This window comes from Hymenobacter arizonensis (assembly GCF_900115775.1).
Classification (GTDB): Bacteria; Bacteroidota; Bacteroidia; order Cytophagales; family Hymenobacteraceae; genus Hymenobacter; species Hymenobacter arizonensis.
In genome coordinates this window covers 408,102-429,066 of the sequence record NZ_FOXS01000001.1, presented here as the reverse complement: position 1 = coordinate 429,066, position 20,965 = coordinate 408,102, and the positions used below count along the sequence as shown (strand labels likewise).

General features: G+C 53.7%; 23 protein-coding genes and 3 tRNA genes. 12 read left to right on the top strand and 14 right to left on the bottom strand.

Features of this window, described 5'->3' with window-relative positions:
* Nucleotides 1–98: 98 nt before the first annotated feature.
* From BMZ66_RS01825 to BMZ66_RS01785, 9 genes are all read left to right on the top strand, one after another.
* Nucleotides 99–419: a helix-turn-helix domain-containing protein gene (locus BMZ66_RS01825; RefSeq protein WP_092668377.1), complete on the top strand. Its 321-nt coding sequence runs from the start codon at nucleotides 99–101 to the stop codon at nucleotides 417–419.
* 203 nt (nucleotides 420–622) lie between these two features.
* Nucleotides 623–1,336, top strand: coding sequence for a Rha family transcriptional regulator (locus tag BMZ66_RS01820; RefSeq protein ID WP_092668375.1), 714 nt, complete (start codon nucleotides 623–625; stop codon nucleotides 1,334–1,336).
* Between the two features lie 5 nt (nucleotides 1,337–1,341).
* Nucleotides 1,342–1,668, top strand: coding sequence for a hypothetical protein (locus BMZ66_RS01815; protein ID WP_092668373.1), 327 nt, complete (start codon nucleotides 1,342–1,344; stop codon nucleotides 1,666–1,668).
* Nucleotides 1,668–2,564, top strand: coding sequence for an LvrA C-terminal domain-related protein (locus tag BMZ66_RS01810; protein WP_092668370.1), 897 nt, complete (start codon nucleotides 1,668–1,670; stop codon nucleotides 2,562–2,564). Before BMZ66_RS01815 ends, BMZ66_RS01810 begins: the two co-directional genes overlap by 1 nt.
* Nucleotides 2,561–2,920, top strand: a complete 360-nt coding sequence (locus tag BMZ66_RS01805; RefSeq protein ID WP_092668368.1) for a hypothetical protein — start codon at nucleotides 2,561–2,563, stop codon at nucleotides 2,918–2,920. Before BMZ66_RS01810 ends, BMZ66_RS01805 begins: the two co-directional genes overlap by 4 nt.
* The gene (locus BMZ66_RS01800; protein WP_092668366.1) at nucleotides 2,917–4,137 is read left to right on the top strand and encodes a hypothetical protein; all 1,221 of its coding nucleotides are present in this window, start codon (nucleotides 2,917–2,919) and stop codon (nucleotides 4,135–4,137) included. Before BMZ66_RS01805 ends, BMZ66_RS01800 begins: the two co-directional genes overlap by 4 nt.
* Before the next feature lie 287 nt (nucleotides 4,138–4,424).
* Nucleotides 4,425–4,610: a hypothetical protein gene (locus BMZ66_RS01795; RefSeq protein ID WP_092668364.1), complete on the top strand. Its 186-nt coding sequence runs from the start codon at nucleotides 4,425–4,427 to the stop codon at nucleotides 4,608–4,610.
* Between the two features lie 154 nt (nucleotides 4,611–4,764).
* The gene (locus tag BMZ66_RS01790) at nucleotides 4,765–5,469 is read left to right on the top strand and encodes a hypothetical protein (RefSeq protein ID WP_143080008.1); all 705 of its coding nucleotides are present in this window, start codon (nucleotides 4,765–4,767) and stop codon (nucleotides 5,467–5,469) included.
* Nucleotides 5,470–5,533: 64 nt separating this feature from the next.
* Nucleotides 5,534–8,401 (top strand): coiled-coil domain-containing protein, encoded by a 2,868-nt coding sequence (locus BMZ66_RS01785; RefSeq protein ID WP_143080007.1) that lies wholly within the window; start codon nucleotides 5,534–5,536, stop codon nucleotides 8,399–8,401.
* Here the strand turns inward: BMZ66_RS01785 and BMZ66_RS01780 are convergent.
* The 5 genes from BMZ66_RS01780 to BMZ66_RS01760 form a co-directional block, all read right to left on the bottom strand.
* Nucleotides 8,398–8,895 carry a hypothetical protein gene (locus tag BMZ66_RS01780; RefSeq protein WP_092668358.1) on the bottom strand — a complete coding sequence of 166 codons (498 nt, stop codon included), beginning with the start codon at nucleotides 8,893–8,895 and terminating at the stop codon, nucleotides 8,398–8,400. The two genes, BMZ66_RS01785 and BMZ66_RS01780, sit on opposite strands and share 4 nt — an antisense overlap.
* Nucleotides 8,896–9,550: 655 nt before the next feature.
* Nucleotides 9,551–9,877 (bottom strand): hypothetical protein, encoded by a 327-nt coding sequence (locus BMZ66_RS01775; RefSeq protein ID WP_092668356.1) that lies wholly within the window; start codon nucleotides 9,875–9,877, stop codon nucleotides 9,551–9,553.
* A 118-nt stretch (nucleotides 9,878–9,995) separates the two neighbouring features.
* The gene (locus BMZ66_RS01770; protein WP_092668354.1) at nucleotides 9,996–11,513 is read right to left on the bottom strand and encodes a P-loop NTPase fold protein; all 1,518 of its coding nucleotides are present in this window, start codon (nucleotides 11,511–11,513) and stop codon (nucleotides 9,996–9,998) included.
* 118 nt (nucleotides 11,514–11,631) lie between these two features.
* Complete coding sequence (locus tag BMZ66_RS01765; protein ID WP_092668352.1) at nucleotides 11,632–12,117, bottom strand: site-2 protease family protein; 486 nt, start codon at nucleotides 12,115–12,117, stop codon at nucleotides 11,632–11,634.
* 3 nt (nucleotides 12,118–12,120) lie between these two features.
* Nucleotides 12,121–12,312: a hypothetical protein gene (locus BMZ66_RS01760; protein ID WP_092668350.1), complete on the bottom strand. Its 192-nt coding sequence runs from the start codon at nucleotides 12,310–12,312 to the stop codon at nucleotides 12,121–12,123.
* A 235-nt stretch (nucleotides 12,313–12,547) separates the two neighbouring features.
* Between BMZ66_RS01760 and BMZ66_RS01755 the strand changes: the two genes are divergently transcribed.
* From BMZ66_RS01755 to BMZ66_RS01745, 3 genes are read left to right on the top strand one after another with little or no spacing between them, the layout of a single operon-like run.
* On the top strand, nucleotides 12,548–13,051 hold the full coding sequence (locus tag BMZ66_RS01755) for a hypothetical protein (protein WP_092668348.1): 504 nt from the start codon (nucleotides 12,548–12,550) through the stop codon (nucleotides 13,049–13,051).
* Nucleotides 13,052–13,065: 14 nt separating this feature from the next.
* The gene (locus BMZ66_RS01750; RefSeq protein WP_092668346.1) at nucleotides 13,066–13,392 is read left to right on the top strand and encodes a hypothetical protein; all 327 of its coding nucleotides are present in this window, start codon (nucleotides 13,066–13,068) and stop codon (nucleotides 13,390–13,392) included.
* Entirely contained in the window at nucleotides 13,389–14,774 is a 1,386-nt protein-coding gene (locus BMZ66_RS01745; RefSeq protein WP_092668344.1) for a site-specific integrase, read from the top strand. Before BMZ66_RS01750 ends, BMZ66_RS01745 begins: the two co-directional genes overlap by 4 nt.
* Before the next feature lie 305 nt (nucleotides 14,775–15,079).
* Here the strand turns inward: BMZ66_RS01745 and BMZ66_RS01740 are convergent, their stop codons facing one another.
* From BMZ66_RS01740 to BMZ66_RS01700, 9 genes are all read right to left on the bottom strand, one after another.
* The gene (locus tag BMZ66_RS01740; protein ID WP_177204553.1) at nucleotides 15,080–16,009 is read right to left on the bottom strand and encodes an RES family NAD+ phosphorylase; all 930 of its coding nucleotides are present in this window, start codon (nucleotides 16,007–16,009) and stop codon (nucleotides 15,080–15,082) included.
* A 165-nt stretch (nucleotides 16,010–16,174) separates the two neighbouring features.
* Complete coding sequence (locus BMZ66_RS01735) at nucleotides 16,175–17,107, bottom strand: sce7725 family protein (RefSeq protein WP_092668340.1); 933 nt, start codon at nucleotides 17,105–17,107, stop codon at nucleotides 16,175–16,177.
* Between the two features lies 1 nt (nucleotide 17,108).
* Nucleotides 17,109–17,984 (bottom strand): sce7726 family protein, encoded by an 876-nt coding sequence (locus BMZ66_RS01730; RefSeq protein ID WP_177204552.1) that lies wholly within the window; start codon nucleotides 17,982–17,984, stop codon nucleotides 17,109–17,111.
* Nucleotides 17,985–18,324: 340 nt separating this feature from the next.
* The gene (locus BMZ66_RS01725) at nucleotides 18,325–18,609 is read right to left on the bottom strand and encodes a hypothetical protein (protein WP_092668336.1); all 285 of its coding nucleotides are present in this window, start codon (nucleotides 18,607–18,609) and stop codon (nucleotides 18,325–18,327) included.
* A gap of 26 nt (nucleotides 18,610–18,635) precedes the next feature.
* On the bottom strand, nucleotides 18,636–19,214 hold the full coding sequence (locus tag BMZ66_RS01720) for a DUF2441 domain-containing protein (protein ID WP_092668334.1): 579 nt from the start codon (nucleotides 19,212–19,214) through the stop codon (nucleotides 18,636–18,638).
* Nucleotides 19,215–19,279: 65 nt separating this feature from the next.
* Nucleotides 19,280–20,332: a toll/interleukin-1 receptor domain-containing protein gene (locus BMZ66_RS01715; RefSeq protein WP_092668332.1), complete on the bottom strand. Its 1,053-nt coding sequence runs from the start codon at nucleotides 20,330–20,332 to the stop codon at nucleotides 19,280–19,282.
* A 158-nt stretch (nucleotides 20,333–20,490) separates the two neighbouring features.
* Nucleotides 20,491–20,564, bottom strand: a tRNA-Arg gene (locus BMZ66_RS01710).
* Between the two features lie 19 nt (nucleotides 20,565–20,583).
* Nucleotides 20,584–20,657: transfer RNA gene (locus tag BMZ66_RS01705), tRNA-Pro, on the bottom strand.
* A 78-nt stretch (nucleotides 20,658–20,735) separates the two neighbouring features.
* A tRNA-Ser gene (locus BMZ66_RS01700) sits at nucleotides 20,736–20,823 on the bottom strand.
* Nucleotides 20,824–20,965 lie beyond the last annotated feature (142 nt).

Genomic DNA, 20,965 nt, shown 5'->3' with positions numbered 1-20,965 from the left:
AAGCCGTTCAGGAAGCTATTCGGATGGCTGAAGCATCAGGCGGCTTGGCTACCTCGCAAAAGCTGGCCAGCATCTCAGCCGCTTAGCAGCCCCATACCATGCAAGCCATCATCACCCAGGGCGTGGAGTATCAGCAGCTGCTCGAGGACATGCGCGCCCTCATTCGCTTCGAGCTGGCTAAGGCCCAGCCCGTCGGAACGACCTCACTGGCTGCCGACGAGTTGCTGACCGTGCCCCAAGCCGCCGCCCTGCTGGATGTGTGCGTGGCTACCGTGCACGAATGGAAAAGGCGCGGGGTGATGAAATACACCAAGATCGGCGGTCGCGCCTACCTCAAGCGCGCCGATGTGCTAAGCGCGGGCACTCAGCAGCAGCGCACCTCCAAGCCGGCTAGGCCAAAGGGCAAACCGCCAGCTTAATACATACTTCATTTTGTGGAATTTATCTCATGCCGCCCAGCCCGGCCCGGCCCCCTATTGCCTTTTCTTACCCTTTCACTCTCCACACAGCCCATTTACTACGACGACTTCGAGCACTACGCGGCTGCCTAGTGCCTCTACTCTAATTCAAGTCAGGGGCAGATGTTTCGGCCGTCTGCTTCAGCATCCAAATGCCTTACTAAATGAGTATCCTTGTTTACTCCTCCGCCAAAGGCAATCCCGTTACCGACTCACGGCGCGTGGCCCAGGCCTTTGGCAAAACGCACAAGGCGGTGCTCCGTGCCTTGAGTAATCTCTATTGCGACGCTGAATTTTCACGGCTCAATTTTGCGCCGATTACTTACCTCGACCAGCGCAAGCGGCAGCAACGGGCCGTCGTGATGACCCGCTCAGGTTTCACGTTTTTGGCCATGGGCTTTACGGGCCATAAAGCTGCCGAGTTCAAGCAGGGGTACATCGCTCAATTCGAACGGATGGAGGCCCAGTTGCAGGCCCCGCAACGGGAGGCTACGCCTCTGACTGATTTCACCCGGCCCGATGTGCAGGTGCAACGCGTGAAGGCTACTGCCTCGCGACTGCTACGGCTCAACAACGACCCCAACGACATCATGAACCACCATCGGGGCGTGATGAAATACTTAACAGCCCGCACTCCTAGCCAGTACGTGCGCGATGCAGTGGCTCGCGGGCTACGCGTACGAGCGCTGTCGGGCCGGCAGGTGCTGCGCCGTTTGGAGCCGGCGAAGGCTGCTGCCGCTGCCTTCATGGATGAGCAAGTAGAACGCGGCCGCACGCTGGAGCAATTGGCTGCCGCCGGGATTCCGCAAGCCCTACCCGCTGCTTTTGCTGCCATGCTGCGCGCGGGTATTACCCCGGCCGAACTCCCACCCGCTTAGCCTAGATGCCAGCTCCTCTTCCTGATTATTCGTTTGTCCCCGCCAGCAAATCGGAGGGTCTGACCATTCCCGGTGCGGTGCTGGCTTTGCCCGTGTCGCCGGCTGCCAAGTTCGTGCTTGCCGAATTGCTCGCTTTGCACAGTCGCCAGCCCACGCCCGGCCCACTCGCCGTGGGCAATGACTACCTCGCCCGGCGCCTTCAGCTGACCCTGCGCACCGTGGGCCTGGCCTTGCGCGAACTGTTTACGGCTGGTCACCTCGCTCATGCCTCCCACCCCACCGACCGCCGCTTCCGGCTGCTCACAGCCCGCCCACCGATTTCCGTACGCTAATGTCCGCCCCCTCACTCAACGGCTACGCCCTCACCAACCAGTTCCGAAAACTGCGCCTACGCTGGGACTTTACCCCGTTGGAGGCTTACTTATTTTTCGAGCTGGTGGCCATGTGCAATGACGAGGGCTGGCCCGCCGAATTCAGCGCCAAAAACTCTGTGCTTACCAGTGCGTTGGGCTGCTCAGAAAAAGCGATTATCAAATGCCGCTTGACTCTCAAAAAGGCGGGGCTTATCGATTACACCGAAGGACAGAACCGCCGCCCTACTGCCTACCGCTTCTGCCTTGCCAAAGGCTTACCTGAGGTAAGTGTTCCAAATACGAAACACTTACCAGAAGGCTTACCTCAGGTAAGTGTTCAGGCTGAAGAACACAGCAAACACTTACCGGAAGGCTTACCAGAAGGCTTACCTGAGGTAAGCCCCTATATAGAACAAACTAAAACTAAAACAAACACTGCGCGTCGCGCGGTGAGTGCTGAAAATTCAGCCTCAAAGAATGACGTTGAAAACGACGTGCCGTTCGAACCGTTTTGGGATGCCTTCGCCAAGAAAGTTGACACGGTGAAATCAAGAAAAGCGTGGGACAAGCTCACGCCGGCGCAGCGCCTGGAAGCTTTCGCCAAAGTACCGGCCTACGTGGCGGCCACGCCTGAGCGGCGCTACCGAAAGAATCCGCTCACTTGGCTCAATGGCGAGTGCTGGCGTGATGAAGGGAACGCTACCACCCCAACATGCGCGCCCGGCTTCTCGGCTGCGCCAGCTCCTGCTCCGTGTCCTGTGGCTGCTGATTCCGTGCTCGACCCCGGTGCTATGGCCGCCAAGGAAGCCGCGGCCCAGGCCGCGCTTCAGCAGCGCATTGCCAACCGCCAACAACGCCAAGCCGCTACCGCATGAAACCCGATACCACTGCCCTGCTGGCCGCCGTGGAGCCCATTGCGGCCTATGTAAACCGCACTCCGTCGCCCAATAAGCACGCTGACCGCTGCGCTGCCCTAGTGGATGCCGTGGCCGATTACGTGGAGGATGTGGAGCAAGCCGAAGAAGCCCGCGCGGCCCAGCCGGATTGGGAGGCGCTGGCCTATCGCATGATTCAGTACGTCCAACCCACTCCTTTCACGCCCCTCATGCAGCGCAACTGGGCCTTCCTCACCGGCCCCTGCGCCGAGGCACGGGCCGCCTTGCCACTTGCTCAGCGCATGGCTCTCGCATCAATCACCTCCCATCACCTCGGCCGGCCGGCCTACCTATGAGCTCAGCCCCACGCTTCCCCCGCAGCCAGCGCCCGCCGGCCGACGCCACCACCAAAGCTACCGGCACCCCCGGGCAGCTGCCCCGCATCGATAACCCACTCGATGCCCTGTTCCCCGTCACGGACGCCATGTGGGCCAGCATGAAACACGAGTACACCAACGGCCGCGAGAAAGGCCAGACCACCCACGTCCCGTTCATCGACAAGCACTTCACCTGGATGCCGGGCTACACCAACGTGATTACCGGCTGGCCTGGGCACGGCAAAACCGAGCTCTATTACCAGCTGCTGCTCTACCGGGCCGTGTTCGCCGGCAAGAAAACGGCCATTTACTCGCCCGAGAACGGCCGACCCCAGGACATTTACGACGGCTTGATTCACTCGCTGACCGGCCGTAACCCCGACCGCGACTGGGCCCGGAAGCTCTCGCTGAAAGACTACGCGCTGGCCAAGGACTTCATTCGCGAGCACTTTGTGGTGGTGAGCCCGCCGCGGGGCATGGGCAAAACCCCGGGCCACATCCTGGCCTACTTCGAGGCCGCTATTGCCCACTTCGGTGTCGACCATTCCCTCTTCGACCCGTGGAATAAGGCGGACCATTCGGCCCAGGTCGGCATGGGCGGCATCGAAGCCTATCTGATTGGCGTGCTGGACATGTGCACCTCGTGGGCCGCCGACACGCGGCAACACTTGGTTATCACGGCCCACCCGAAACGTTTGGAGGGCATGGCTTTTGGTAACTCCCGGGCTGTGCCGGATGGAGCAGCCATCAGCGGCGGGCAGACGTGGGAAAACATGGCCCTCGTGATTGGAGCGGTGCACCGGCCCAATAAGCACATCGAAGGTGACACGTCGGTGGAGCTCTACTGGCACAAAGTCAAAAGCCACAAGCTCGTTGGCCATCCCGGCTCGGTGGGCACGATTGCTCCTGGCGAATCAATGCCCGCTGTGCTTGTCACCTTCGATTGGAAAACCAACCGCTACTACTTCAACGGCTGGACACCCTTCAACGACCCACTGGCTTATGAAGTGTGGGGAGGAACATTCGAAGAGGACCGCCCGGCCCAACGGCTGCTCAGCGAGCCAGTGGCCGATAGTACGCCGGCACCGGCCCCCACCTGGCGCAGCGGCAGCCAACTACCCCAAGGCGAAGAATCCCCGCATCAGCTCGCGGCAGAGTTCACCGGACGGGGCCGCATTGTCACAGTTGCTCGATGAGCACCGACCACTTATATAACCGATATTCTGATGCCCAATTTGACCAAACTTGACATCCAAATGCGTGTGCGCGGGCCACCTCAACCGCGCGGGCTCAAAAACAGCCCGCACGCCTGCTAGCGGCAGCTTTTTGAGCCTGCTCCACACCTGTTTTTTGGGCGGACCCTGTTGACAATAGTTGACATGTTTTGGGGCTTTTCACTCCTGCGTCTCGCTTCGATTTAGCGACTTCGCTGCCAGGGACTCTATAGCCCGCCAACTCACTCTTTGCGCCCCTGCTTTTCCTTATGCCCCGCCCCTATCAGTTTCACACCACTGCCACCCTGCGCTACCTGCAGGTCCACTGGCCACGGCAACCTCTGACCGAAATCGCAGCCACGCTAGGTATTCCGGTGCGCAAGTTGTCCGGCCTCGCCCATCGCCATGGCCTACGCAAGCGCGAACTGGTGCGGGCCATACAGCCCCCTGGTTGACCTAGCCATCCGGCCTCGTCAGCTTGACAAAACTTGACACTTCAACGCGAGCGCACGAAGTGTCCCTCTTAACAATACTTAACATCAGACTGACGGTTTGCCCTGGCCTCTGTGCCGCCAAAATCGCCCCTGGTCTCACTCATTCTCACTTTATATGAAGAACATTACCCTTACCGACAGCGACGGCGTTGTCATAACCGGTCGCTTGCCTCGCAGCTGGTCTGAAGTGGGCTTAGCCCACTATGCTGCCCTTGCAGTCGCCACCAATTGGCCCGACCGCTGCCGCGCCCTCGCGGCCCTGTGCGAGTTACCCGCGCAACCATTTTTAGATGATGTGAGCTTATGCTTGCCTATCCTGCGTGGTGCACCCTTTTTGTTGGATGGGCCACTGCCGATGCCCGGCACCCCGCCCAACTCCTTCCGCCACCTGGGCATTACCTACGTGCCTGCCCCCGCCAACTTGGAGCAGATTCGCGCCGGTCAGCTAGAGGGGCTAACCGCTTTTCTACGCGAGTACGAAGGCAATGCTCTGGCCGCGGCCCCGCACCTGCTGGCCGTGCTCTACAAGCCCGAAGGCAGCGAGCTAACCTCGGCTGTGGTGGAAGCCTCGGCTGCCGCCTTTACCTCGCTGCCCATGGCCATTGGCTATGCCCTGCTGCTGGATTTTTGGCAGCGTTCCGCGTCTTGGGCTCTACCTATCCAGAGGTACTTGGCCGTTCGTCCCGTGGTCGAACAGACGCTGAACGCACTGGAAACGCTCTCGCGGCCTTCGGCTTCACCGGGGCGCTCCTGGAATATAGTGCGGTGGCTTATTGCAATCTGGACACGGCACGTGAAAAAAGCGCTGAAGACGTCCTAACCACCCTGTGTTTTCACCGCGTCGCCGCTGCCGAACAGGAGCGCCGCACTAAGCAATAACTCCCGTGGCCAATACCCAGAAGACATACACGATTTCCATTTTGATGGACGATGCCCGCAACCAACTCGCGGACGCAACGAAAAAATTAAAGGAGCTAGACGCCCAGCTCGAGGGGCTCGGCCAAGACAGTGACGCCGGTAAGAAAATCGTCGCGCAAATGGCCGCTGCTGCCAAGCAGGTGCAATCCCTAACAGCCGAAATCGACGGCCTATCCGAATCGCTGGATGACATCAAGCCTGGCACTGTACCCGCGCTGCGGGCCGAAGTCGAGGCGCTGGAGAAAGCCTTTAACCTCACCGTTATCGGCACCAAAGAGTACGATGCGGCCCTGCTGGCGCTTGGTCGGCGCAAAGGCGACCTCAAATCGTTAGAAGATTCGTTGGATGCACTAGCACCCAAGGAGCGTGCAGCCGCCTTTGTGGACATGGCCAACGGCCTAGCCGGCGTAGTGGGCGTCAGCGTGGCCGCAGGCGAGGCCCTCGGCTTATCGGCTAACTCCGCAGCAGAGTACGAGAAAAAGATGCAAACCGTGGTGGCCGTGACTTCGGCCTTTGAGGCCATTAGCAAGGCCGTCAATTCCGAATCACGGGCCAACATCAAAAACCTGTTGGCCACTGCTAGGGCCTACCTAACTGGTGGCGAGGCGGCCACCAGCAGCGGCAAAGCGGCGCGCCTGGCCATCGCGGGCACTGGCATTGGCTTGCTCATCATTGCCCTTGCCTTTGTGGTTACGAACTGGGAAAAGCTAACCAAGACCGTCGTGGGCAGCGAGGCCGGTTTTGCTCGGGTGAAAGCCACGGCCAGCGGCTTATTTGACGGGTTGATTGCATCAGTCAAAGCGGGCGCGGAAGCCCTTACCAAGTTTGTGACCGGGGACTTTAGCGGCGCAGCAGCCACCATGCGCGGGGCCGGCAAGAAAATTGGCGACGCTTACAATGCCGGCTTTCAGGAGTCTATGTTCGAAGGGTATAAGGTACAGCTCGCTTTACAGGTAGAGCACAACGCCCGGTTGATTGAGATTGCCAAAGCCAAGGGCAAAGACACGTTTGCGGCCGAAGAAAAGCAGCTCAAAGACCGTTATGTATTACTGGACCGCAACAACAAAGACGAGTTGAAGCAGTCGGAAGACGTGCTCAAAGAGTTGGTTTTGTTGCGGGTTAATCACCGAAAGAAACTGTATGACGCAGAAGTGGCGGCCACTCAGGCCCGCTTAGATGGCGTGGCCGCCATTGAGGCCGCCAAAGGGGAAGATGCGTTTCGAGAATTGCTAAAGGCCAAGAAAAACCAATTAAAGGTTTTGCAGGCAGCCGCCCAGCCTGACCAAGCGGCTATTATTGCCAAGCAAGATGAGATTAGCGCCCTAACCATTCAGTACGAGCAACAGGTAGCCGAAAAGCGCCGGGCCGCCTTGGTGCTAGCGCAGCAGGAAGAGGTGGCCCTGCTGGAAAAGCAAGGCAAAGACTCGCTGGATTTGCGCCTCAAATTTGCGGAACAGCTATTGGCCGGGGACAGGGACGGCACCGAAAAGCAGCGAGCCCAACGCGAGGCCGATTACCAGGCCCTGTTGCTGCTGCAAATCGAGTACAACAACCGCGAACAAGCCATTCGGGACGCCAACCGCGCCCAGCAGCAGGGCTTGGACGAGGCCGATGCCGACATTAAGAACCGCTTCATGGCAGCGGCCGGGGAAAAGGCCATCGACCTCTACACCGAAGGGTTAGGCAAGGGAGCGAAGAAAGGCGCTGATTTGGGCCGGTCCATTCTAATCGGGCTGTTCGGGGTGAAACCCGAAGACGTGGAAGCGGTCAAAGCCTCGCTCAATGCCGCCTTTGCTGACATTGCCCAGAGCGTCAGCGGCGCGGTCAGTGCCATGCTTACCGAGGGCCTGAACGCGGCGGATGCCAAAATTCAGGAAGCCCAGACGCGGCTCGGTGAATTAGACTCCCAGCTCAGTGCGGTTACCAGCAAGCGACAGGCCGACGAACAGGCATTGGCGGAAAGTTCGGGCGCAAAAAGAGACTTTTTGCTGGGCAAGCTGGAAAAAGAACGGGCCGAAGAACAGCGCCTGACCAGCGAAAAAGCCAAGGCCGCCAAACAAGAGCAGGCCGCCGCTAAAGAGAAAGCTCGTTTGCAGAAAGAGCAAAACCAACTCTCGGCCGCCAGCACCGCCGTCGAAGCGCTACTGTTGGGCATCAAGGCCGCACAAACGTTGGTAGACATTGCCAGCAAGGGCAAGTTCGGCATTGACAACATTGCCCTTGCAGTAGCCGCCGCAGCCACGCTGGGCACCGGTATCTTTGCCATGAAGAGCGCCGCAGCCACGTTTCAGGATGGTACCGGCGCCCTAGGTAGCAACGGCGTTTTGCGCGGCCCTAGCCACCAAGGCGGGGGCATTGCCTTGTTCAGCCGCTACGGCCACTTCTACGGCGAAGCCGAAGGCGGTGAAGCCATCACGCCCACCGACGCCACGCTGCGCAATGCCGGGGCGCTGGAGTTGATTCGCACGGCCGGCCGCACCCGCACGCTCACGCCCAACGATTTTGCGGCGTCGTTCCAAAACCTGCCGTATCATGTTATTCCGCCCCCAGCCGGATACTACCCAGGCCACTACGCCAGTGGCGGCACTTTGCCCTCGGTGGGCGGGCTGGCTAGCGGGGGCGGTGCGTCAGCAGTTAGCGTAGACGCTTTGCGGGCCGATGTGCAGCAGACCAATGCGTTGCTTCAGCAGATGCTAAGACATACGGCTAGCACGGCTGATTCAAATAAGGCCATTGCCGAAAAGCCGCCCATAGTACCAGACCATGAAACAGCGCTTCGCTATCGCTATTTAGCTAGCGAGGTTGACGATGCCCAAGCAATGGCAGAACTCTAATTCCATCCCTTGACCGCAGTAACAAGCCGCTTTCGCAATGTTGCGAGGGCGGCTTGTTCGCTTTTAGCAGCAGAACTCAGGAATGGTTCTAATGGGGTAGCCTCGTAGTCGCCCTGGCTTAGCTCAAAGGAATCAAGTCGAATTCTTGCGCCTGCTTTGATGCTGGTAATAGCTGCATGATACACAAGGAACCGCGCCGAATCGCCTGTACCAACCCGCAGAACAGCGACTTTGGGCAGCCCTGCGTAGGTTAACAGGCCGTTAGTTTTATTGGTGGCTGCATCCGCGTCTACGCTAGCGACTGATGCCGTCGTCAGCTTAGCCAGATACCAGCGCCGCACCAGCGCTTGCCGCTGCGCTTCGGTTTTGACGGCAGCGGGCCACGGCAGTACGCCAGAAAATTCCACCTTGTTGGTTTTGGGATTGCGCGGCCAGTCCTGGGCATTGGCAGTGAGCGAATGTAAGCAGAGACAGAGCGCGAGTAGAATTTTCATGCTACCAAACTACGCTACAGGCTGCTACCGGACACAATTCCGGAAAAGAGGCCGTTTTTTCTCCGGAAATTTAGGATAAGTGTTAATACGGATATCTGGTATCAACTAGGAAAAGGCCCCCTTACCTTTGGCCCACTCGCGTTAGGTATGTCCCCCAGCCCAACGGCTACTCCGTAAAAAGAGAAGCCCGGCTGCGCTAACAGACCGGGCTTCGAGAAGTGTGGGGGTATTGTGCACCCTTTACTTCTTGACGGATGAAAAAGGACAGCGCGAAAACGGCTTTTGAAGTAAAATTCAAAGTCCGAATGCCTCCCGAGCTAGTGAAGTGGCTCGTGGGGTTTCTTGTGAGTGGTAGCGCCCTGTCGGCAGCCGCTCATTGGATTAAGTAAGGCAAGGGGCTGCGCCGTGAGGCTCGGCCCCTTGTTTGGTTTTTGTGCCTCTACAAGCACCAAAACTTGTACAAACATACGGGTTTGTTGTAGACCTGTGTGGTGAAATTGACGCTAGGACGGCGACTCTTGTACGCAAGTAATTGAATTTTAGGTCATTACTTTTTGTGTCAACATTGTAGACATTGTCAACATTGTGGAAATAGTCACCATAGTCATCACAGTTGAAAATAACGTTATTATTAGTGGTCCGCCCTTGCCAGGCCTTACCCATGGCGAACGCTGCCTGACATGGTGGAGGCGTTGCCGCCCACCGGGCCGCAGGAAATATTGCCTGACATCGAGCTGACCGAGCCAGCCACGTGTCCGGCAACTTCCACCCCACCCGAAGTCGTTTGAATAGTGCCACAGTTGCCAGCAACGTTAACGGTGTGGCAGGTATCGGCTTCAAGAGCGCCTAGGTTGCCGTTCACCGTAATGGTGATATGCTTGCCGTCGGGCGTCACCTCTTGGCCGTCAATAAACACCCGGCCGTTGGTGATGACAATCTGTTGCCCGGTGTGCACGCTGCCGTTGATGTTAATGCTGTTCATGAGGGTAGAAAAAGATAGATGAACTGGCAAGCTAACAAAGCCCTACCGATTGCTCCGAGCAAACAGGAGCCTATGTCGACTGCGGTTAAGGTATGGGTTGTACGGCTGCGCAAGTGGCTTACCGTAGGTAGCCTATTTTTTCTAAAAGCAGGAAGGCTTGGTGTAGCAGGGTAAAGAAATTTAAGTGCAGATTCACACTTTGGACATTAGCGAAACCTGTCCCGTGTAGCTCTTGCAGCATGGCGTAGTACATGCTGTTATTATGACCAACCTTAATTAGATTATAGGACCAGGATTGTTCTCTTTCATCAGGGTTTCTATAGACGTGCTTTGATGTGGGGTTTTCTCCAAAGCGGTGCTGACTCCAGCCCACTATGGGTAACACCATGCCAACTAACCAGTCTTCGTGCTGCCTAGCGAATCGTATGTACTCGGGACTGCGCTCGTATTTTATCAACCGGCGCAGTGCTTTATCCATGGGCTCGCTTCCTCCTAGGATTTTGAACAAAATGCGGAGCGCAATAGCCGCGGGCAGCTGATAGTCCATGACTTGCCGCTCTACAGAACCCGCAAACCCTAGCTCTTTGTCTAGCTGGCTCGGGGATTTATAGGACGTAACAATCCGGCGCACCATGAGTGCCTCGGCATACACCAACTCGGTCAACACTACCTCAAGAAAACTGCGGCCGTTGTCGCGGTCGCCTTGCAAGATGTACTGTTGATAATACCAAGCACTTTCCTCCTTGTACTGAATTGCTTGCACAAGTTCGACTACTGCCTTTCTTACTTCTTCTGTATTAGTAAAAAAATAGACATCCTTGCTGTAAAACTTGTCGATGTAGCCCGAAAAGTCTGTGTCCGCTCCGTAGCGGGTTAGGAAAATGTTTTTGATGTTTTTAATGTCGCACACGAACACCACCTTGTCGAAGCCAAACTTGTTGCGGTTGGTTTTGTGGTAGTCTAGGTGCGCGCTAAAAATGTTAAACAACCGAAAAATGTGTTCTGGGTCGATGCGGTCCAGGTCATCGATAATCAGCACCTTGGCTTTGGCCTGCTTGTCGGCGGCGAGGCGGGTCAAACTTTCTTCTAAAAACGCCGTGACGTGGTCGGCCTCCAAGGAAAAGATGTTGCCAACGCTTTCAGCAAATTTCTCGATATCGCTGTCGGCGCCGGGAACGGTCCGTTCTGTTTCGACTGCTCGCGCCGCCGTAAACCACGCGTGCAACGCGGCCACCACGGCAGGGATGTCTTCGGCTGATTTGTTGAGGAGCGGCAGCACCTTCATAAGCCCTTCGGCGATGCTTTGCACCTTACCTGGGAGCGCCAAGCCATAAGCCACGTCCCACTTTATTAACACCGAGTCGGTATCGAGCTTAAGGCCGTGATGCAGCAGCAACTCAAACAAGATGTCATACTTGATGAGCTTGAAAATATCTTCGTTGGCTGAAACTGAGTAGTTCACCGGAGCCAGCTTCACGGCTAGGTAATCCCTGTTAGCCGAAGCAAAAAACTTATCTAGGAAGTAGGTTTTCCCAATGCCAAAAGCCCCGGAGAAAATGATGCGGTCGTTGTTTTCTTCCTCAAAGTGCTGCCGAAAAAGTTGACTCTGACGTTCGATAGAAATCTGGATAGACATTTGGCAAGGTACAAGTACACGGCCACCAAGCTACAAAAAGCCCAGAGGGATAAGAGAGAAATGATTGCCCCGCGCAAATGGTGGCCTATGTCGGCTACGCCGCACATGGAAACAGCTTTCAGGGATTAGCTTTAGCTACTTTGATTTCGCGCCATGCTTCCGCTACCCCATAGCCATCATTCGGACCGCCCTGCTCGGGCGATTTGGGTTGAAGATTTTCGAGGTGTATCAGCACCCATAATGCGCCAATAATGCCTTGCGTCCAATTCCAGAAAAAAAGTATCCATCCGATTGCAAACAGGGCGCCGCAAAGGGGTCCGGCAAGGTTCATGCAGAAGCGAGCCCGTGGCGTAGCGCGCTTCAACCGGTACTCATTCACCGGGGCAAAAGAAACGAGCGATGATATGCCAATATAGAACGCCACCCCGAATAATGAAAAGGTGGGCTGGGCGGGCTGGCTTCTGGCCGGCGATAACGCAATAAAGACCTTGTGCATGGGTAACCCAAACAGGCGACCTGTAACCAAGTGCCCCATTTCATGCACCAGATTATTGGCGTAGTAGGAAAGGAAAACCAGCAAGCCGTTCCATAAAATGCTGCGCATGGATTAAGAAATTCCCAAGCGCCGGGCTTCGTCAAGAATAAGCATCCGAACTAAGGAGGCCGTAGCTACGCCCCGCTCTTTCGCTACGCGGTCAAAAAGCTCTTTTTGCTCCTTGGATTCGCACTCAACACTAAGTATCGGCTTGCGGGCGGCGCGACGAGCGGCCCTATCTTCTTCGGTGGCTGGTGTTTTCATAGGGTAAAGGTAATGGATTGTTCGTATTTATTCACAAGGTTTTTCCAATTAATTTGTTTGGAAAATAAACTGTAAATACCTTGTGTTTTCCAAAATAGCTATTACCTTTACATCAGTCAAACGGACTACCAGTAATGACAAAGAGGCCAGCCGCGTCAACGACTAGCCTCTCGACAAAAGCCGCGTCAACGGCCCGTCTAGCTGGGATTTTTTCAAACCCCATTTCACACCTCAAATGTACACCCCCAACTCGGCTGCGTCAATAGCCCAATCCGAAGCCACCCGCCTGGCTGAACTCAAGTTCATGGTACTCGACACCGTGAACTACTCTCCCTACACTACGGCCGAAGAGCAGGCCAAAACCGCCGTTAGCGTCGCCAACTGCCAAAGCCCCGAGGTGCTGGTGAAGTGGTACTGCAACCTGCTGACCTTGCTCTCAGGGCGTGAGCTAGCCCCGGTGGCATGGGCCACGGGCACGCAGAAAGAGGAAATCATTCGACTATGCAACCACATGTTGATAAGCCGCCCGGTGAAAACGCGGGTGCTGCTGAACATCAACAAATACACGGTTTCGGAAGCGAAACAACTTATTGCCGAACTCACCTCGCAAACCCAGCCCACGCCCCCCGCCGCCCGCTCGGGGGCGGCGGTTACGGCCTACGGCCGCTGCCCGCGCACGAATCGCTTGCACCCCGCCATTGCCGGGGAACTGGCTGCCCTGTCCATTTTCAACAATTAGTAGGAAGGCATTTCATGAACTACGCACAGAAAGCAGTACGCAAGGCGCTCAAGGGGCTGAAAAAAGCCACCAAATGCCGCAAGGCCGCCGATAAGGCGCTCGACACGGGCATTGTGTCGGTAGCGGTCACCAGTGCCACCGGCAAGGTCTTTACGGTGCCCTTGTTCGGCTCGGAAATGGCGAGGATTATGCAGGAGCTGAACGATGATATTTGCTCGGCCGCCTTTGCCCGGCAACTGGAAGCCGAACGAAATCTGGCCTACTGGACAGAGGAAGCCGCTTTGCTTGACAAGCAAGCCGAAGCCACCGCCGCTAACGAGGGAGAGGGCCGCACGGTATGAAAACGCGGGTATCGATTCTGTTTCTATTCCGAAAAAAGAGCCGCCTCACCGAGCCGGAAAAATTGCCCACTACGCCCGGCACGGTGTATTGCCGCTTAACCGTGCGGGGCGCGACGGCGGTCTTTACGACCGGCATTGCCACTACCTACGGGGACTGGGACGCCGGGGCAGGGCGGCTGCGCGGCCGGTCGGAAGCCGCCAAAACCGCCAACGAGCAACTGGTGAAGCTCCGCGACCGCCTAACGGACTTGGCCGCCGATTTCGACCGCCAAGGCAAGCCGGTAACGGCCAAGCGGCTGCTGAGCCGCTACCAGACCAACGGGTGCGGCCTGAGCCTGCTGGGCTTGTTTGAGCAGTTTTTAGCCGAACAAACCCGCTTGGTCGGGCTGGAAATTAGCCCGGCTACGCTGGTGCAGCACCAAAGCCGCCGCAGCAACCTGCGTGCCTTTCTAGCCGCACAGGGCCTGACCGACCTGCGGCCGGAAGAGTTCACCCACAACATGGCCGACCGGCTGCTGCACTGGCTGATGGGCCACAAGGGCCACGCCCGCAACACGGCGCTCAAGAACCTGCAGAACGTGAGTCAGGTGCTGACCTGGGGCGTCCGGCGGGACTTGTTGGAGCAGAACCCGATGGAGCTGTACCGCTACAAACTGGCTGCCCCCAAACCGCTGCTTTACTTGACCGAACTAGAGCTAGAGGTCTTGACCGATAACGGCATGCCGGTGGCGTGTTTGGAGCGGGTGCGCGACTGCTTTGTGTTTCAGTGCTGGACCGGGCTGGCCTACGCCGATTTGGCGGCGCTGAACGTGGCTCGTGATACCGAAGCGGGCGCCCACGGGCGGCAAGTGCTGCGGGTAATTCGCCAAAAAAGCACCCTGCAAAAAGGCTACGAATGCGTGATTCCGCTTTTGCCGGAGGCCGAACGGCTGCTGCACAAGTACCAGGGCCGCTTGCCGGTGCCCAGCAACCAAGTGTACAACCGCTACTTAAAGCAGGTGGGCGAACTCTGCGGCATTGCCCCCGAGAAAATGACGAGCCACGTCGGGCGCAAAACGGCCGGGGTGCTGATGCTCAACCGGGGCATTCGCATGGAAGTGGTGAGCAAGTTTTTGGGGCACAGCTCGGTGACCATGACCGAAAAGGTGTACGCCAAGATTCTGGATACCACGCTCGTTAATGAGTTCGACCGGGTGTTTGGCCCGGCTACGCCGCGCCCCGCTCCTGCCCCGCTACGGGCCTTGCCCGAAGCACCGGCCACGTGGGCCGAATGGGACGTGCCCGCCCCGGCGCCTTCGGCCCGCCCGGCTGAGGTGCGCCGCCCAGCGCGCCGGTTCGTGCCGGCCTTGACTACTAGCCAACTTGTCAAAGCCGTTCCTTAAGTTGGGGTGTCAGCTGCGCCATCTCATCTCTGAGCGAGTTGAGGATTGAGCCGAGTGCCTCAACCTGTAGCAATGATTCGCTGCAGGTCGAGGTGCAACAGGCCAGTACATCTTACAGAGGAGACGACACTAGTTTCTGCAATAGTTCTGGTGAAGGCGTGAGGGTTGCGGATGTGTTCATTATCCGGTGCCGAGTTTTGATGTAGATTTTTAACAGATTGCTGCTATGCGGCGAGCCAACAGCAATCTGTTGTTAAGCTATTAACTCTGGAATGGCGGCCTTAATATCATAAGGCTAACGAGAGTTACAGCTTGGAATGAGAAAATGAGATTTTGTGTATTTCGTGCACATACGCCTTCTTACACTCAAACTTCTCTGGATTAAAAATAGCAACATTATAACCGCTTGGGTTAAGAGAGCTTCTATACTCCACACCGTCATAACCCAACGACTTAATGAACTCAGATAAGTACTGAGTAGGCAAATAGTCCAACTCGTTGTCACTCCGCCTCACAGGCTTGGAAAGTTCTTTTTCTAAAATTTGAAGAAAAGGCAAATGCAGTAAGAAGTCCTTTAACCTTTCTGCTTCCGCTAATTGCAAAGGGTCATAAATCTGAGGCTCTCTTAGATTGATTACTCTGATTTCCTGATTGGCAGTGAATTCCCCAATACTTACATAATCAAAGAGAGCTGCTCTTGTCTCATACAAGGTAGTGGCAATGCCCTCGGCAAGATATAGATAGGATATACCAGCGGGGTTTGCCCGTCCTGGTCTTGCTGATGCAGAAGGAGGATTCCCCATTTCCTCTTTTACGTACCCATTGCTTTCAGATATTCGGCCCCTATAAAATATTTTGCCTGCCGGGTAGTGTTTTACATGGTTGCCAAGTAATCGCTCAATTGCCTTTAGATTTACTTGACTGGACAGGTGAAACCTATTTTGATTTTTGATTTCGTTAACAAAGTTTTCCCACTCTGTTGCGAGTTTATGGTAATCTTCATAAGCCGAAAAATCGCAAAGGTGCTCAAACAACACCACCTCTGAGAAAACCACACGGTAATCGGCAAGCTCTTCCTCAAAAATAGCTTCAAGCAACTTTTGCACTTTGATTGGGTCCTCGGTATTAAACAATAAAGGACCAAAATCAATCAGCAGTCTTTCACTTAGGGGCCCAATTGACCCGCCCAATCCATCCAAACTGTACCCTGCCGACGCAGCTGCTTCAGCGGGCACATACAGGTCCACCAAGCTTCTAAACTGCGGTATTATTTCTCGAGGGTCACACAAATAAACGTTTTGGCTCAAACAGAAATCACACGACCCCAACCCTGTAGAGAAAGCGTGAATAATGGGCTTTATGTATAAGCTCGAAAAACAATCACCACAACACCGCATAATTTATAACAACCTCAACAGTAATTGCAGGTGATTTTGTATTGATAGCTTCTTGATTATACCTAGACCAGGGAAGTGCTCATTTAAGTGCAACTGTTTAAATTCTTCAACTGCTGCAGTTGAATGATGATTATCGTAAAGCCAAGTAATCAATTTATGCAGCGCCTCTTTGAATTTTCCAGCAGTGTCGGTGTTGTCTTCGGTCGAATCACAGACGAAATGCCTCACTTTTATCACTTCCTCAGGCCCGAGGTAAGTTAAGTGTATGGCAACCGCATAGGGTAGAAAACCAGCATCCGAATAAACCGAACCAAGGGTTAAATAGTCAGAGAAGCCATTAAATCCCTCATCTGAAAAGAATTTGTATTCATCCGAGAAAATCTCGTCTTCTACTTTACTGTATTCAGAATTTCTGGCTTTGGATTTGAAATAATCATCTAAGGAAATCTTCGTGCTATCCGAAAAGTTGCGATGATATCTTCTGCTCGTGGCCCCGTAATTGATTAGATTAAATTTAACATTCCTGACATTTTTTAGTCTGTCCTTTACGTCCTTAAATTCAAGATTATGAATCAGCGTAATTCCGCCAAAAGGAAAGTCTACAACTTGCATTATGTATGCAAGGCGTTGCCAGGAAGCTTCAGAATCGATTAGAAACGCTAACTGGAAGTTCTCATATCCATATATTGACGACTTTATAGCGTTAAGAATGACATGATAATCCTTTTGTAGCTCCCCTACCGCTGGATTTAAAATGATGCTAAAGTTGATATTAGCGTTAGCTAAATCTGCCATGCACCGCTCCAAAGAAGCGGATACTTTTTTTACTGGCTCGATGATGGGCGAAATTTTGTCCGATTTTCGCGCCATAAGGTTAATGGACTCGCGCAAGGCCAGCAACTCAAATTGTTTGCCGCGTAGGTAGGGTAGATACATGCTATAGAGTCTGACTTAGCAAATTAAACAGTACGCGATACTGGCTGGGCTTTAAGTCCATTGAATGACAAAGAAATCTAAGCTCTTCAGGGGTGTTGGAGCTAAGGAGCAAATCAGGCTCGCTTACTTTTCGTTTTTTTAGTTCTTTAAAAACAAGGCGTTGAAACTCGGTCGTCTCGATGTCTTTCAAAAGCTCAAGACAGGCAGCGAAACGTCCGGTATTTGGGACTTGAGGAACAGTGCCAAAGGCCTCCTCAATGATAGATTCATACTCTTTCTTTCGCAGTAACTTAAACAATACCGTGTGGTCAAAACCGGATTTATCAGTCTCTGCTTCCTTGTGAATTCCCAATTCCAGTTCTTTGGTTAATTCTATAATTCCAAATGAAGTGTCTTTGTATCGATTTTTAATTGAATCTATATGCTTGTAACTAACAACGATATACACTTTTTCTACTACTTTTCTGTAGTCTTCCAGCTGTGCTTCCAGACGTAAAAGCGTGTCTAACTCTGTTTTCAATTCGAAAAGCTTGACCTCGCCATTAATTAAAATAAGGTCGGCAATAGACTTACCTATCTTAAATTCATTCAGCAGTGTGGTCGTATGTAAGCGATAGTGCTTTAGAATTAATTTATTTAAAATCGAATTCTTATATACGTACTCGTTGCAGTAGCTCGTGCTCATTGTGTTGTACAGAGCTGACATTAGGAAGCCGAAGCTAATAGCGTCTTCAGAGTCAGTTAAAACACCTTTATGTTTGCTAACCCTAGCCTTGATGGAGCACAAGCTTCCCTCACTTAGAATTCCTCTGAGTGTTGCGTTGCTGTAAAGCGCTGAGAGGCTTCGTAGGCCCTGCTTTTCTGGGATGCTGCCCATTTTACCTATCGTGTGTACTTGCTGCTGTGCACCTAGGCTAATCCTTTTGAGACGTAAACCAGACACCCATGGCTGAACCCGTCGAAACTACGCATGTTTTCGGCAAATAAGCCCTAGCTAAATTGTGCAATTAGTGTGAACAGAGTGCGTATAAGAGTTTTAACGGCGTACGGGAAAATGCTAGGCATAGGCATAGACCAAGAATAGATTAGGATTTAGGCATCTCAAATCATAGTCGACGCCCCTCGTCTAGCGAGAACAAGCGCAGCATTGCAAGACGGTTGACCAAGATTCAAAGCGTGTTTACAAGCCTCTTTCGATGGGCATACCTTGTCAAAAGTTAGCCCTCAACCAACACCATTACTCCTAATGGGTTGTCTTCGTCTATTATTATCGGAATATTCCTTCCGGCTCCAAAACCAGCACTTTGCAGCGTCATGGGCTTTGTGTTACGTTCGGTTAAAAAAGCTTCAATGCTTGCTAAAATTTCACTACCTATCAATAGCGCCCTGGGTTGTTGATGATTGTAGCGCAAAGCCTCACATTTATTGATTAGTTCTTCATACTGACGTTCGCCAGGTTGGGCGCCCGAAAATCGGTTCAAGTGGTCGGTTAGGATGCTCATATATAAAGTGAAAGGCGACGAATGAATTACTTGGCCCGTGGGGCTGGGTCTATTTGCTCTAAGATGGAAACGGGTCCCTGCATGAGTATTTCCCAAAAAGGATTAGGGCCGGCCTCACCGCGCCAGTACCGCTCCGATAGCACAAAAGCACTGGGGATTCCCGCCCCTAAAGACAGGGAATTCATATCAGCACGGAAGTATTGCTCACAGGAAACCAAGCATATGATGCCTTGTCCATTACAACGCTCTGCCCGAAATCGCTGCGCATCTTCCAGCGTTTCACAACCAAAGAATGCGGCAAAGCGGGACCGGCGCTCAGGAAATTGAGCAAGCCGCGTTAGTTCGAAGACCAGTTCCACAAGGGGGATGTGACTAGTGTAGTTTTCTCCCCATTGGTCATTTATACTGTAAAATCGATTAAAGAGGTATTGCCTGCCGTGATTCGACAAGCCCTCCGGGTAGCGCTGGGCAAGCACGGCAGCAGCATCTTCTCTGGTATGCCAATTGGCCGGTAGGTAAATCGGTTCTGTACCTTCGGGAAGCGCAAGGGTCAGCGACAGATCTTCACCGGGCGGGTGTCGAAAAACACGGTAGAAGAAGGGCATAAAAAATTCAATCCGTCGGTAAGAGGTAGCAAGCGATTTGAGGAGTACCTAAACTACGCGCTTCGTCATTCATGAGGCTTCGCGCTACCTTCAGAAAACGCTCTCGCAACGGCATCTTGGGCGATGCTATGGTTTATCCGCTCAATTATCCGCTTGCGACTCCGCTCCCAATCGTCGTTCACCGAATGACTTGCTAGGCCGAACAAGGATTCTATCTTTCTAGCTAGCTCATTTACTTGTAATTCATCATTAATTATCATTCCTTGCGTGTTAGGCAACACACCCTTTATATCTCCGAACCCAAAGGGAGGCACTACAATCGGCACATGTTCCTTCGACAGGACCCAGGCAGCTCCCAGTTCGGCTAAGCATACGTGGCTGGCATAGAAGTTTGAAGTGAACACAAACAGGACTAGGACCTCGTTGCTTATTTGGTCCTTAATCTCCGAAAGAAAGTTTGCGCCTAGGGGAATGCCATAGCCAGGAACAGACGTGCAAAAAATCTGATTTTTCTGTAATCCAATCAGTTTAAGCAAGTCGATTAGCTCCTCCACATACTTTACGTCTTTGGAGGCATGGCTAATAAAGACTCTTTTTATTTTGGTATTCACGGGAGCGACCTGGAGAGTTGCCTCTGTATTCGTTTTGCTGTCAACCTCGCTCTTCTTTAGCTCTGGCCGTTCCTGTTTAAATTCACCGGGCTTGCCTTCTTGAATCATTGCGTAGGATTGTGCAAACTGGTCAAGCGCTTTGCTTTCCACCTGTAATGCTTCAAGACGTAGCAGAACAGATGTATAATCAACTTTTGTTGGCGTCCATTCCGCAAACCTGGTCAGTATTGGCAGTATTAAGTGGTGAAATGTATCTGGCCGTTTGGTGTACCACACACTCATCGCATACATAAGCCCTTCCTCATGGTCTTCTATCTCAACACCGAACCCTAGTGCTATAAACTTCTTTTTACTGTACACCTCCTTCATGCAGACTTTCCACAGGTCATCCAGCCCTTCTTCAAGCGCGTGAAGCTCAAAATCTTTTGTATGAAGGTATTCACCAATATGAAGCCTTTTCAAGCTAGCAAAAAGCGGCTTTAACGCGGCTTCTATGGGTATCGACATTGGGAGTAGATAAATTAGGGAGTAAGGTTAAGGGGATTTTTGGTGCTACAATAGCAATCCATGCAGCTTAGTTAATTGAGAGAATTAATTCATTGTCCCCTAGACCGTCCCCCCAGAAGCAAAAAAGAGCCTTGACATTATGCCAAGGCTCTTTTTTGTGGCCCCGTTTGGATTCGAACCAAAGACCGACTACTTAGAAGGTAGTTGCTCTATCCAGCTGAGCTACGGGGTCGAAACGGGGTAAACAAATGTCGGGGTGGCAGGATTCGAACCTACGACCTCCTGCTCCCAAAGCAGGCGCGATACCGGGCTACGCTACACCCCGAAAAAAATAATGTTGAGCTTAGAGTGCTACCTACTGGGTGGAGCCCCAGCGGGAAGCTTTCGCAACCCAACATTATAGTGGAGAGGGGGGGATTCGAACCCCCGGTAACCTTTAGAGCTACGGCAGTTTAGCAAACTACTGGTTTCAGCCACTCACCCACCTCTCCAGGTCGGTTCCGCTTCCGTCCGAAGCGGGTGCAAATATACGGGCGGAACTCAAAAACCCACCCTTTGGCCAAAAAAATTATCTTTGAGACTTCGAATTCGAAGAAACCAACGGCCGGGCGAGTTCTTTGTGTTTTGCTATTT

Coding starts and splice junctions, on each gene's coding strand:
- BMZ66_RS01780 (WP_092668358.1), bottom strand. CDS start 8,895: ATGAAAATTCTACTCGCGCTCTGTCTCTGCTTACATTCGCTCACTGCC.
- BMZ66_RS01755 (WP_092668348.1), top strand. CDS start 12,548: ATGTACACCCCCAACTCGGCTGCGTCAATAGCCCAATCCGAAGCCACC.
- BMZ66_RS01805 (WP_092668368.1), top strand. CDS start 2,561: ATGAAACCCGATACCACTGCCCTGCTGGCCGCCGTGGAGCCCATTGCG.
- BMZ66_RS01820 (WP_092668375.1), top strand. CDS start 623: ATGAGTATCCTTGTTTACTCCTCCGCCAAAGGCAATCCCGTTACCGAC.
- BMZ66_RS01750 (WP_092668346.1), top strand. CDS start 13,066: ATGAACTACGCACAGAAAGCAGTACGCAAGGCGCTCAAGGGGCTGAAA.
- BMZ66_RS01765 (WP_092668352.1), bottom strand. CDS start 12,117: ATGCGCAGCATTTTATGGAACGGCTTGCTGGTTTTCCTTTCCTACTAC.
- BMZ66_RS01775 (WP_092668356.1), bottom strand. CDS start 9,877: ATGAACAGCATTAACATCAACGGCAGCGTGCACACCGGGCAACAGATT.
- BMZ66_RS01745 (WP_092668344.1), top strand. CDS start 13,389: ATGAAAACGCGGGTATCGATTCTGTTTCTATTCCGAAAAAAGAGCCGC.
- BMZ66_RS01810 (WP_092668370.1), top strand. CDS start 1,668: ATGTCCGCCCCCTCACTCAACGGCTACGCCCTCACCAACCAGTTCCGA.
- BMZ66_RS01760 (WP_092668350.1), bottom strand. CDS start 12,312: ATGAAAACACCAGCCACCGAAGAAGATAGGGCCGCTCGTCGCGCCGCC.
- BMZ66_RS01795 (WP_092668364.1), top strand. CDS start 4,425: ATGCCCCGCCCCTATCAGTTTCACACCACTGCCACCCTGCGCTACCTG.
- BMZ66_RS01790 (WP_143080008.1), top strand. CDS start 4,765: ATGAAGAACATTACCCTTACCGACAGCGACGGCGTTGTCATAACCGGT.
- BMZ66_RS01715 (WP_092668332.1), bottom strand. CDS start 20,332: ATGTCGATACCCATAGAAGCCGCGTTAAAGCCGCTTTTTGCTAGCTTG.
- BMZ66_RS01770 (WP_092668354.1), bottom strand. CDS start 11,513: ATGTCTATCCAGATTTCTATCGAACGTCAGAGTCAACTTTTTCGGCAG.
- BMZ66_RS01800 (WP_092668366.1), top strand. CDS start 2,917: ATGAGCTCAGCCCCACGCTTCCCCCGCAGCCAGCGCCCGCCGGCCGAC.
- BMZ66_RS01825 (WP_092668377.1), top strand. CDS start 99: ATGCAAGCCATCATCACCCAGGGCGTGGAGTATCAGCAGCTGCTCGAG.
- BMZ66_RS01815 (WP_092668373.1), top strand. CDS start 1,342: ATGCCAGCTCCTCTTCCTGATTATTCGTTTGTCCCCGCCAGCAAATCG.
- BMZ66_RS01735 (WP_092668340.1), bottom strand. CDS start 17,107: ATGTATCTACCCTACCTACGCGGCAAACAATTTGAGTTGCTGGCCTTG.
- BMZ66_RS01725 (WP_092668336.1), bottom strand. CDS start 18,609: ATGAGCATCCTAACCGACCACTTGAACCGATTTTCGGGCGCCCAACCT.
- BMZ66_RS01720 (WP_092668334.1), bottom strand. CDS start 19,214: ATGCCCTTCTTCTACCGTGTTTTTCGACACCCGCCCGGTGAAGATCTG.
- BMZ66_RS01730 (WP_177204552.1), bottom strand. CDS start 17,984: ATGGGCAGCATCCCAGAAAAGCAGGGCCTACGAAGCCTCTCAGCGCTT.